This is a genomic window from Pseudomonas fluorescens, assembly GCF_000802965.1.
Classification (GTDB): Bacteria; Pseudomonadota; Gammaproteobacteria; order Pseudomonadales; family Pseudomonadaceae; genus Aquipseudomonas; species Aquipseudomonas fluorescens_A.
In genome coordinates, this window is the sequence record NZ_JSAK01000019.1 from 1 (window position 1) to 11,451 (window position 11,451).

9 protein-coding genes are annotated in these 11,451 nt (G+C 58.5%); 4 read left to right on the plus strand and 5 right to left on the minus strand.

Annotated elements, in window-relative coordinates; all coding sequences use genetic code 11:
* Window positions 1–172: 172 nt before the first annotated feature.
* Entirely contained in the window at window positions 173–2,065 is a 1,893-nt protein-coding gene (gene mrdA, locus NL64_RS17025) for a penicillin-binding protein 2 (protein WP_034149242.1), read from the plus strand.
* Window positions 2,066–2,282: 217 nt separating this feature from the next.
* On the opposite strand, the gene NL64_RS17030 is transcribed toward mrdA, so the two are convergent.
* Window positions 2,283–2,684: a lysozyme inhibitor LprI family protein gene (locus NL64_RS17030; RefSeq protein ID WP_034149243.1), complete on the minus strand. Its 402-nt coding sequence runs from the start codon at window positions 2,682–2,684 to the stop codon at window positions 2,283–2,285.
* 222 nt (window positions 2,685–2,906) lie between these two features.
* Entirely contained in the window at window positions 2,907–3,821 is a 915-nt protein-coding gene (locus NL64_RS17035; RefSeq protein ID WP_034149244.1) for an ADP-ribosylglycohydrolase family protein, read from the minus strand.
* A 191-nt stretch (window positions 3,822–4,012) separates the two neighbouring features.
* Between NL64_RS17035 and NL64_RS17040 the strand changes: the two genes are divergently transcribed.
* Window positions 4,013–4,495, plus strand: coding sequence for an SRPBCC family protein (locus NL64_RS17040; RefSeq protein ID WP_034149245.1), 483 nt, complete (start codon window positions 4,013–4,015; stop codon window positions 4,493–4,495).
* Between the two features lie 300 nt (window positions 4,496–4,795).
* Here the strand turns inward: NL64_RS17040 and inhA are convergent, their stop codons facing one another.
* Window positions 4,796–5,482, minus strand: a complete 687-nt coding sequence (inhA, locus tag NL64_RS17045) for an isonitrile hydratase (RefSeq protein WP_034149246.1) — start codon at window positions 5,480–5,482, stop codon at window positions 4,796–4,798.
* Window positions 5,483–5,571: 89 nt separating this feature from the next.
* Here inhA and NL64_RS17050 point away from each other — a divergent pair, with 89 nt between their 5' ends.
* On the plus strand, window positions 5,572–6,546 hold the full coding sequence (locus NL64_RS17050) for a GlxA family transcriptional regulator (RefSeq protein ID WP_034149247.1): 975 nt from the start codon (window positions 5,572–5,574) through the stop codon (window positions 6,544–6,546).
* Window positions 6,547–6,727: 181 nt separating this feature from the next.
* On the opposite strand, the gene NL64_RS17055 is transcribed toward NL64_RS17050, so the two are convergent.
* Window positions 6,728–8,554, minus strand: a complete 1,827-nt coding sequence (locus tag NL64_RS17055) for a glycoside hydrolase family 15 protein (protein ID WP_034149248.1) — start codon at window positions 8,552–8,554, stop codon at window positions 6,728–6,730.
* Window positions 8,555–8,673: 119 nt separating this feature from the next.
* A complete protein-coding gene (locus tag NL64_RS29160) occupies window positions 8,674–10,197 on the minus strand; it encodes a family 2 encapsulin nanocompartment cargo protein terpene cyclase (protein WP_052321260.1) in 1,524 nt (507 codons plus the stop codon).
* Window positions 10,198–10,580: 383 nt separating this feature from the next.
* Between NL64_RS29160 and NL64_RS17065 the strand changes: the two genes are divergently transcribed.
* On the plus strand, window positions 10,581–11,315 hold the full coding sequence (locus tag NL64_RS17065) for a thioesterase II family protein (protein ID WP_034149249.1): 735 nt from the start codon (window positions 10,581–10,583) through the stop codon (window positions 11,313–11,315).
* The last annotated feature ends 136 nt before the right edge of the window (window positions 11,316–11,451 follow it).

Genomic DNA, 11,451 nt, shown 5'->3' on the forward strand with positions numbered 1-11,451 from the left:
AAGCAGTTGGGGTTTTGTTTTTTCGGTCGAAAATAGGCACGCCCCACTCAAGGTCAATCGTGAAAATAATCACACAAACCTGAGTCCACGGTTTTGGTAAGGTGCAGCTCATTTTTAATGGACTGAGTTTGCGGCCACGGATCGGCATTATTCTCAATGAGTTGCTGTACAAGTGCCTGAACCAATACCAATCAAAGACCACGAAAAAGAGACGCGCCTGGTCAACAAAAGACTGATGGCCTGCGCCTCCTTCGTCGTCGCCATTACCTGCGCGCTGGTGGTGCGCATGTATGTCTTGCAGGTCGTCGAATTCGACTATCACTCCACAATCTCTGAGAACAACCGCGTCCACGTCCTGCCTATCACTCCTACTCGTGGGTTGATCTACGACCGCAATGGCGTAGTCCTGGCAGATAACCGGCCCAGCTACAACCTGACCATCACCCGCGAACGCGCGTCCGATGTCAAAGAAGAGCTCGACGAGGTAGTTAACCTCCTGCATCTACCTGCTGAGGACCGCACACTGTTCGACAAGGCGATGAAGCAGGCACGGCATCCGTTCGTACCGGTCACGCTGTTCTATGAGCTCACTGAAGAACAGATTGCTGTACTCGCGGTTAACGAGTTCCGTTTGCCGGGCATTGATGTCGAACCGCAGTTCGTCCGTCACTATCCATTGGCCGAGCACTTCGCTCATTCGATCGGCTACGTCGGTCGCATCAACGAGAAGGAATCCAAGGTCCTGGATTCGGTCGAATACCGTGGCACCCAATCCATCGGTAAAACCGGGATCGAAAAATTCTACGAGTCGGAACTGCACGGCCACGTCGGTTACGAGGAAGTCGAAACCAACGCCCAGGGCCGGGTTCTGCGGGTGCTCAAGCACACCGATCCAATCCCCGGCAAAAACATCGTCCTGAGCCTCGACGTCAAACTTCAGGAAGCCGCTGAGCAAGCCTTGGGCGATCGTCGTGGTTCGGTGGTGGCGCTTGATCCCTCCACCGGCGAAGTGCTGGCCATGGTCAGTAAGCCAAGTTTCGACCCTAATCTGTTTGTCACCGGCATCAGCTTCAAGGAATACGCGGCACTGCACGATTCAATCGACCGGCCTCTATTCAATCGGGTGCTGCGCGGCCTCTACGCGCCAGGTTCGACCATCAAGCCGGAAGTCGCGATTGCCGGTCTCGACACCGGCGTTGTGACGCCGCAAACCCGGGTCTTCGATCCGGGTTACTACCAACTCCCTGACTTCGATCACAAGTATCGCAACTGGAACCACAGCGGCGACGGTTGGGTGGACATGGACGCGGCAATCATGCGTTCCAACGACACCTACTTCTACGACCTCGCGCACAAGCTGGGCATTGATCGACTGCACGATTACATGGCGATGTTCGGCCTCGGCGAAAAGGTTTCGTTGGACATGTATGAAGAGTCCGCCGGCCTGATGCCGTCCCAAGCCTGGAAGCGCGCCACGCGACGTCAGCCGTGGTTCCCGGGTGAGACGGTGATTCTCGGCATCGGCCAGGGCTACATGCAGGTCACGCCGCTGCAACTGGCCCAGGCCACGGCGCTGATCGCCAACAAAGGCGTGTGGAATCGTCCGCACCTGGCCAAAACCGTGGACGGCGTAGCGCCGGTGGATGAGCACCCGATGCCAAACATCCTGCTCAAGGATCCGCGTGACTGGGAGCAGGTCAACCACGGTATGCAGATGGTCATGCACGATGCCCGCGGGATTGCCCGGGCGGCGGCGGCGGGGGCGCAGTATCGCATCGCCGGCAAGAGCGGCACTGCGCAGGTGGTGGCGATCAAGCAGGGCGAACGTTACAACCGTGAGAAAACCCGCGAGCGAAACCGTGACAACGCGTTGTTTGTGGGCTTCGCCCCAGCTGAGCATCCTAAAATTGTCATTTCGGTGATGATCGAGAACGGCGAGGCCGGTGGTCGCGTCGCAGGTCCTGTGGTGCGGCAGATCATGGACGCCTGGTTGCTCGATCAGGACGGCCACTTGAAGCCGCAATACGCGGCGCCGAGCAAATTACCGGGCGATTCTCACGTTTAGTGCCGAACGGCTTCATCGCACATCTCACGAATCTTTCTGAAGGTCCACCAACGCTGGAAGGAAATCCGCGAGGACTCTGTGTTATCCGCTGTCCGGGGATGCCGACATCGCTAGCAAGCCAGTTCCTACAGATTGATGGTGTTCACCTTTTTCGTGAACGACTCAGTTCCGTAGGAGCAAGCTTGCTCGCGATGAGGCCATCACAGATGCTGAAGATTCAAACCCCCGGCACCGGACACCCCAAATCCCCCTCCTGACACTTCAAGTAAGTCTTGAACGTCTCAACCCGCGCCTTGGTCAATTCCGTCACGCAATTGCTGTAGATCAGCGGATAAACGCTCCCGCCTTCCACCGCGGACGCCGAAAACTTGCACTCGGCATCGCGAAACGCAATCCACGAACGCTGCGCGCCCACCAGCAGTTTCTTGCTGTCGGGATTGCCCTTCAAACGCGTGGTGATCTGCTGGTAAAGCGCATTCAACTCTTTATCTGCGGCCGCATGCTGTAGCGACGCACACTGATTCATCGTGGCCTGATCGGTGGCGTTATCGCAGTCCACGGCTTGGGCCAGGGGAATGAACAGCAAAGGCGTCAGCGCCAGGAAAAAACGTGGGTACATGGACAAAGCTCGCTGTAACCGGAAAAAGTGAGGTGCAGTGTAGCGAAGGCAAGTGAACAAACTTGCAGCCCGGCACAAACCTGTTGCGAGGGTGCTTGCTCCCGCTGAGGTGCGAAGCGCCCCCAATCATTTATTCAGAGTGACACCGATTTACCACTGCTGTGCAGGCGAGCGGGACGGTGCGGCGATCCGACAGGCTTCCTCGCCACAGAATATGAGTTGTCAACGGGAAACAGTGCTGCAGTCCATCAGGGCGTCAGCCATTGCTTCGATGCCTTCGCGCTGGTGCAACTTTTCTAGCCAGACTTCGGGAATGGCCTGTACGCCGTAATGAGCCCCGGCCAATTGGCCGACGATGGCAGCAGTAGTGTCAGCATCGTCGCCCAGATTGGCGGCTTTTAGGATGGCTGCTTCAAAAGTGTTTGTGTGATGGAAGCACCATAGGGCCGCTTCGAGTGAGGCAACGCAGTATCCGGTGCCTTGAATATTGCTTTCAGGTTTGGCGAGGAAATCGCTTCGGGCGATGGCGGTGACTTTTGGTTCAAGGAATGATGCATCTGTTGCGTTGAGCAAATCCTGCTTGGATGTGCCTCGCAGTGCCTCGCAGATTAGATCAGCGAACAACAGACAGCATTCGACTGCTTCCGGCGCAGCGTGCGTTGTCCGTGAGCTCTTGGCGGCAAAGGTTCGCACCCGCTCGCGATTTGGAAAGTAATACAGCACCACGGGCACCAGGCGCATCAGTGAACCATTGCCGGCCGTATAGGGATCGCTGGAGCCGGCGAATGGTTGGCCGGTCTCCTTGTACCGAGCCAGTGCATCACTGACGGTCATCCCAATGTCGAAGCATTCCCCGGTTGAACTCAAGTGTCCGTGTTGCCACCAATCGAGGTACCGGTCCATCTGGTCCGCCGCATCGAAGCCGTTTTTGGCTAACAGACTTTCGGCCAGGCACAGCGCCATTGAAGTGTCATCGGTCCATTGTCCAGGCTTGAGGTGGAACGGACCGCCGCCGACCATGTTGGTCAGGTGTGGGAAAGATCCGCGCGGCTGGAACTCGACACTGGTGCCAACAGCATCACCGCAGGCCAGGCCCAGTAGAGCTCCGCGATAACGTTCGATGAGCGAAGGCTGCATGAAAATTCCTTTTTTCGGGGCAAATACGTTGGGGAACGTTAGCAGGTTTGATCGGCTGACTTTGCTCGCTGATCTCGAACTTATCACCAGAAATGCAGCCGAATGTTTCAGGCAAAGTTGATCGTCGCACAACTTTAGGGTTGGACATGTGGTCTTACAGGCCTACTGTTGTTCATTACAGGAGGTGATGTATGAAACCAGTACCCAATAGTTTTGAGCGCAAAATCACGCTCAAATCGCCGCGTTCCCATGTATGGCGTGCCTTGGTCGATGCCGAGGCGTTTGGACAATGGTTCGGTGTTGCGCTCGAAGGCAGGCGTTTTATTGCCGGCGAGTGGACGCAGGGGCAGGTTACATATCCCGGTTATGAACATGTGTTGTGGAACGTGCTGGTCGAGCGGGTCGAGCCGCAGCAGTTGTTTTCCTTTCGCTGGCATCCCTACGCGGTGAACCCGAAAATCGACTACTCCCAAGAGCCCACTACGCTGGTCAAATTCGAACTGGCAGACTACGAGGACGGCACGTTGCTCAAAGTTTCCGAGTCAGGTTTCGCGCACATTCCCGACATACGCCAGAAAGAGGCGTATTACATGGACAGCCGTGGCTGGGAAGAGCAAATGAACCGACTTGAACAATTCCTCACCGAAAACGCCAAGGCCCGTGAGCGAGAGTGACTAACCGCGGCTCCTGACCTGCCGCCTGAGGCGTCTAAGGGTTTTCGGAAGATCCCTTATAGCGAATGTCTTACACGCGTTACTGAATATGTCGTCTATTTAAGATTGGATCCGATGCGTATTCTGGCCTCATCCACTGAAGCACAGGGAGTGCCTCAGGATCATGGATGATCGGCCATTTGCACGGAATGCTGACGACAGGGAGTTGTAATGGTCTTGGAAGAACCCGCTTCGGCGGGTTTTTTTATGAGCGCAGGAAAAGTAATGGCTGCGAGGACCTGGTCCCCGCAGCCATTTTTTTCACTGCAGATCGAGTTTCGCTGCGGCACGTTCGGTGATTTCCGCGCGCAGTTTCAATGAGCCAGCGGCACGTTTGCGGGCCTCTTCGAGCACGCTGGTCGGCGCTGTTTCCGGGCTCCCGGCTTTAAACGGTGGTGCCGGGGCGTATTCCAACTGCAATTGCACCAGCTCGGCGGTCTCCTGATCGAACAGCTCTGTGGCCAAGGTCAGGGCGAAATCGATGCCCGCAGTGATCCCGCCACCGGTCAGTAAGTTACCGTCACGCACCACCCGATCCTTCACGGCAATTGCGCCCAGCGGAGCCAGCAATTCGTGATAAGCCCAGTGGGTGGTGGCGCGTTTGCCCTTGAGCAATCCCGCCGCGCCGAGCACCAACGCACCGGTGCAGACCGACGTCACGTACCGCGCGTTGGCCGCTTGGGTCTTGATGAAGTCCAAAGTCTGCTCGTCTTCCATCAATGGGCCGACACCGCTTCCGCCGGGAATGCAAATCACGTCCAGCGTCGGGCAATCCTCAAAAGTCACGGTCGGTTTCAACATCAGGCCGGTGCTGGCAGTGATGGGCATCAGGTCCTTCCAGATCAGATGCACCTTCACGTCTGGCAGCGAAGCCAGTACGTCATAAGGGCCGGTCAGGTCGAGTTGCTGAACCTGTGGAAACAACAGAAAACCGATCTGCAAGGTCATGACGTTTTTTCTCCAGAAGTGGGTGGACGGCTCCACTGTAGGCGCTTAGGATTTGGCGCATACGCCAATCACCCCACGAATTACGCCAAATGACTAAAACCATTCACGTGCTCGCGTTCGCCAACGTGCAGTTGCTCGACGTCACCGGGCCGTTGCAGGTGTTCGCGTCGGCCAACGACATCGCCCGCCAGCAAGGTATTCCAGCACCCTATGCGCCAACGGTGATCGCCAGCGGCGGCGGGGCGGTGATGTCGTCGGCAGGGTTGGCGTTGCTGGCGGAACCGTTGCCGGAACAGGGCAGCGATACCTTGATCATTGCCGGCGGCTGGGGCGTATACGCGGCGGCGCAAGATCTGCCGCTGGTGGCCTGGGTGCGCGAGCATGCATCTGGGTGCCGACGGGTTTCATCGGTGTGCACCGGGGCGTTTTTGCTGGCCGCCAGTGGCTGGCTCGATGGCCGGCGCGTGGTGACCCATTGGACTCGCTGCGAACAGTTGGCGCAGCAACACCCGCAGTTGCAGGTCGAGCCCAATCCGATCTTCATCAACGACGGCCCGGTCTGGACGTCGGCCGGAGTGACTGCCGGCATCGACCTGGCGCTGGCCATGGTCGAGCAAGACCTCGGCCGAGCCATGGCCCTGGAAGTCGCCCGACAACTGGTGATGTTTCTCAAGCGCCCCGGCGGACAGTCGCAATTCAGCGTGACTCTGTCATTGCAGAAAGAAGGCAACCGCTTCGATGACCTTCACGCCTGGATCAGTGAAAACCTTACCAAGGATCTCGGCATCCCGACGCTAGCCCTTCAGGCTGGCATGAGCGAACGCAGCTTCGTCCGCCACTACCGCGCCGACACAGGCCAGACCCCGGCCCGGGCCATCGAACTGATCCGAGTCGAGACCGCGCGTCGCTTGCTCAGCGATACCGGCGTGCCGATCAAACGGGTCGCCGTGCAATGCGGGTTCGGCAGCGAAGAAACCCTGCGCCGCAGTTTTCTGCGGGCCATGGGCGTGACGCCGCAGGCTTATCGGGAACGGTTTTCGGTCAGCGTTGCGGCGGATTCTTAACGCTGTAAGCGTGATGGACTTTGTGGCGAGGGAGCTTGCTCCCGCTGGGTTGCGAAGCAGCCCTGAAATCTGAGTACGGTATGTGAGTTGTTCAGGGTTCAAAGGGGTTGGCGACTGCTGCGCAGCCGAGCGGGAGCAAGCTCCCTCGCCACGGGTGATAGGTGGTGTCGGACAGACTTGTTTACGGCTGCCACACGCTCTTTTCCCCACTCAACTTCCGATCGAGAAAACACGCCGCGCTGATCAACGCCAGGTGCGTCAGCGCTTGCGGTGTGTTGCCCATGTGACGCGCATGACTGTCGAATTCTTCGGCGTACAGCCCCAGCGGGTTGGCGTAGCGCAGCAGTTGTTCGAACTCCAGATGAGCCTTGTTGACCTGGCCGGCGCGGGCCAGGCATTCGACGTACCAGAAGGAGCACGCGGCAAATGCGCCTTCTGTACCGGGCAGGCCGTCGATGTGCTTGTCGTCATTGTGGTAGCGGTAAACCATGCCGTCGCGCACCAGGTTCTTTTCAATGGCGTCGAGGGTCGCCAGCCAGCGTGGGTCCTTGGCGCTGACGAAACGCACCAGCGGCATCAGCAACATTGATCCGTCGAGCGCGTTGCCGCCGATGTGCTGCACGAAATGCCCGCGTTCTTCATTCCAGAAGTTTTCCCAGATGTCTGTGTAAATGGCCTGACGGGTCTGATCCCAACGGGCGAACGGCGCGGGCAGGGAGCGTTTCGAGGCGAGGCGGATCGCCCGGTCCAATGCGACCCAGCACATAAGTCGCGAGTGCAGGAAATGATGCTGCTCGCCGCGCATTTCCCAGATGCCAACGTCTTCCTGTTCCCAGGTTTCACACACCTGATCGATCACTTGCACCGTGTGCTTCCAACCCTCATGGGAAATGGCTTCGCCGTACTTGTTCACCAGATAAATCGCGTCCATCAGCTCGCCGAAGATGTCCAGTTGCACCTGCGCGTAGGCCAGGTTGCCGATGCGCACCGGTTTCGCACCGCCATGGCCGGACAAATGAGGGAGTTCGACTTCCGGCAATTCCTGGCGGCCGTCGATGCCATACAGAATATTGAGTTTCATCGATTGGCCGTGGCAGTCGCTGACTCGCCCGCGCAACCAGCGCATGTAGGCGTTGGCCTCTTCGACAAAGCCCAGGCGCATGAAGGCGTATACCGTGAACGAGGCGTCGCGTATCCAGGTGTAGCGGTAATCCCAGTTGCGTTCGCCGCCGGTGACTTCCGGCAGGCCGAAAGTCGCCGCCGCGAGGATCGCGCCGTGTTTGCGCGAGGTCAGCAGCTTCATCGCCAGCGCCGAGCGATTGACCATTTCCCGCCAGCGGCCGCGATAGTTGGACTGGCCGATCCAGTCGCGCCAGAATTTCAACGTGCGCTCCAGGCACATCGACGCAGCACCTTCCTTGAAGCGCGGATCGTCGATGGCGCCGAGCAGGAACTCGGCCGTCTGGTCTTGTTTGAGAGTGAATTCGGCAACTGCTGCCTGGCCTTCGACCCGCATAGCCTGATCCGCCGCCAGGCGCAGGGACGGCTGATCGGCAGCCTCGAAAACCACGTCCTTTTTATCGAGGCGGGCGTGGGTGCGAGCGCGAGCGTAGTCATGGCGCACCGCGCAGCGCAGGTGAAACGTTGCCTGGCCGCTGACTACGCGAACCCGGCGCATCAGCACCGGCAAGCTATCTTCGCTGTCGCCGATGGGCAGCAGGTCGGTGATTTCTACCACAGCGTGATCGCTGAGCCAGCGGGTTTGCAGGACATTGGTGTCCGGCAGGTAGATTTGCTCGCGACGCGCATCGGGCAGGTCCGGGGAGAGTTGGAAGATACCTGCCTCGGGGGTGTCCAGCAGGGAACAGAAGATCGACGGGCTATCGAATTCCGGCCAGCAGAAAAAATCCACGCTGCCCTTGTCATTGACCAGCGCGGCGCTGCGCATATCGCCGATGATGCCGTGGCCGTCGATGGGGCTTTGTCGTTCGGGGTGATGGTCGGGCATTGTCGCGAAACTCCACAATTCAAGCGCGTATTCAGCTGACTGGGGCGCGCCGTCGAGAGTTCATGACCACCCATGAAAAGATCTTCACTTCAAGGCCGCCCCTTCGTCACGCCCTGATCTCAGGTCTGGTAACGCCCACTGTGGCGATGCCATTCCAGACTGCCCGCCACCCAGATTTTCACCCCTGCCAGATAGCGCTTGAGCAGCGGTGAGGCGTTTGCGAGCAGCTGTTGTTCGGCGGTCTCATATAGGCGCACCACATCGTCATGAACGTTGGCGCTTAGCTGCATGGCTTGTTCAATTGAGCATTTATGCTCATTCATGAGCAGTAACGGCAGATTGAAGTCACCGACTTGCGCCAGGCTTTCCTTGGGAGCCGAATACAGGTCGTTGGCGATGATTGTTGCGCTGGCGGCCAGGGTCGTGACGCGTCGCACGGCGGGTGCGGAGTAGACGTTGGCCGGCAGCTCATAGCCGCCGATGATGTCAATCAGCGACATGCATGGCAGAAAACTGTTGGTCTGACGCTGGGCCAGATATTCCCAAAGGGCAGGAGTGACGCCACTGATGCGCCAGGCGGCTTCGGCAGTCATCGTGACGAACATGGCGATGATTTCATGTCGGACTCTGGCGATCTGGGCAGGCGCGGCGAACTCGGCGACCCGCGCGATATACGCACGCAAACCCACCAGCACAGGATCGCGTTCCAGGGCCGCTTCCAGATCCGCGCGAAAGGTGTCGGTCAGGTGCGCTGGCTCAAGCGCCGCCAGCGCGACGGACAGCCGAGGCCCGACCAGTGCCGGGATCGATCCGGTGCTTTCATCGTCGCAGTAATAATCATCGACTGCGAACAATGCTGCAATGCATTGGGCGGACAACAGCAAGCGATCCGGATCGTCGGTATCCGCGTGACACAACATGGCGAACCGGCCGAATTCCGAAGCGCGAATCTTTTTCTGCTGACCGGCAAAGATGCCGGTTTTATCGATCCAGAGCATCAGCCGGTCATTGACCTCTGAGGCTAACGCTTCGTCGATCCGACCTGGTGAAGGGCAATACAGCGGCGGCACTCGCCAGTTCGATTTCAGTTGGTTTCGTGGCGTGGAACCCAGCGCAAGTTCGTACCATTGCTGTACGCCGTTCAGGCCGAACTGCTCGAAGATCCGGCGAAACCATGCGGTGAACGTCTGCGGCGCGGCATTGATGGCGCCAGGGATTTCAGACAGTGTTCGCCACTGCCAGCTCTGGGCTTCATCGGGATTGGCAACGGGATCGATGTCGCAGATGCCCGCGAGTACATGATCGTATTCGTGTTCGATCAACTGGTTGGAGACCGGTTCGTAATACAGCAATGTCGAGACTTTGATCAGTTTGCAGGTCATGCCCATTTCTTCGCGCAATCGCCGTTGCGCGGCGGCGGCCGTTCGCTCGCCGAGCCGGGGGTGGCCGCAACAGGTATTAGTCCAAAGGCCCGCCGAATGATATTTGCCAAGCGCACGTTGTTGCAGTAGCAGACGCCCGCTGCGATCAAAAATGAACACGGAAAATGCACGATGTCGCAGGCCTTGTTGATGGACCTGCATTTTGGGGGCGAAGCCGGTCTGGCGGTCTTTGGGGCTGACCAGAATCAGTATCTCTTCCATAGCTGGACTCCTGCGTGCCTTCGCTACTGGACGATACTGCGGGCCAGACTTCTTAGTGAACTTCAGACGTGTTGTTGAAAAGGAAAATCTAGTTCAGCTCCGGTGGTGTCGCAAGGGAGCCGTGTCGCCGGCCAAACTTACCGAGGGCCTGACCTGGCTGATCACCGTGTTGAGCTGCTCGGATCTGCAATCCAAAGTTATCGCCACCTGAAGTAAGGCACTACCCGTAGGAGCTGCCGAAGGCTGCGATTTTTTGACTTTGCCTTTTAAAAACAAGATCAAAAGATCGCAGCCTTCGGCAGCTCCTACAGGGGGTAATGATCCGACTAATTCTCCTCGGCGCTCATCCGTTCTTTTAGCAGACAACTGTTGAGGTAAGCCCGGTGACCCAGCTGACATTACTGTGCCTGCCGTATTCCGGCGCGAGTGCCATGGTCTATAGCCGCTGGCGGCGCAAGCTGCCGGAGTGGATCAAGCTGCAGCCCGTGGAGCTGCCGGGGCGCGGGGGCCGTTTCGGTGAGCCGTTGCACACCGACATGCGCCGCCTGTCGCTGCAACTGGCGCAGGAACAAAAAGCCACGCTCAAAGCGCCATACGCCTTGTTCGGCCACAGTCTTGGCGCGTTGCTCGCCTGTGAAATGGCCCATGCGTTTCGCTCGTTCGGCTGCCCGGAGCCGGTGGCGCTGTTTGCCTCCGGGACGGCTGCGCCGACGATGCGTGCCGACTACGACCGCGGTTTTGCCGAGCCCAAATCCGATGCCGAGCTTATCGAGCAACTGCGCAGCCTCAACGGCACCAGCGAAGAGGTTCTGGCCAATGAAGAACTGATGAGCCTGACGCTGCCAATCCTGCGCGCCGACTTCCAGTTGTGCGGTCGATTCGAGCCCTTGCAGCGGCCTTTGCTCAGGTGCCCGTTGCACGTACTCGGCGGCAAGGCGGACCGGGCGACCACCGAACAGTTGATCGGCTGGAGCCAGGAAACCCACGGCAGCTTTTCGGTGGACATGCTTGCCGGCGGGCACTTCTTTATCCATGAACACGAGGCCAAGGTGTTGAAGGTGATCAAGGATCAGCTTGAAATTCATCATCGCCGCCACAGCATGACCGTCACTGTCTGACCCAACCCCTGTAGGAGCTGGCTTGCTAGCGATGGAGTCATTACAGGCGACTTTGATGTGCCTGACCCGCCGCCATCGCTGGCAAGCCAGCTCCTACAAAGTGTGTTCTTCCCTCCTGACAATTATTCTCATTCGC

Bases quoted from the DNA above. Each gene is read 5' to 3' on its own strand.
- NL64_RS17030 (WP_034149243.1), bottom strand. From the start codon at position 2,684: ATGTACCCACGTTTTTTCCTGGCGCTGACGCCTTTGCTGTTCATTCCC.
- NL64_RS17035 (WP_034149244.1), bottom strand. From the start codon at position 3,821: ATGCAGCCTTCGCTCATCGAACGTTATCGCGGAGCTCTACTGGGCCTG.
- NL64_RS17040 (WP_034149245.1), top strand. From the start codon at position 4,013: ATGAAACCAGTACCCAATAGTTTTGAGCGCAAAATCACGCTCAAATCG.
- inhA (WP_034149246.1), bottom strand. From the start codon at position 5,482: ATGACCTTGCAGATCGGTTTTCTGTTGTTTCCACAGGTTCAGCAACTC.
- NL64_RS17050 (WP_034149247.1), top strand. From the start codon at position 5,572: ATGACTAAAACCATTCACGTGCTCGCGTTCGCCAACGTGCAGTTGCTC.
- NL64_RS17055 (WP_034149248.1), bottom strand. From the start codon at position 8,554: ATGCCCGACCATCACCCCGAACGACAAAGCCCCATCGACGGCCACGGC.
- NL64_RS29160 (WP_052321260.1), bottom strand. From the start codon at position 10,197: ATGGAAGAGATACTGATTCTGGTCAGCCCCAAAGACCGCCAGACCGGC.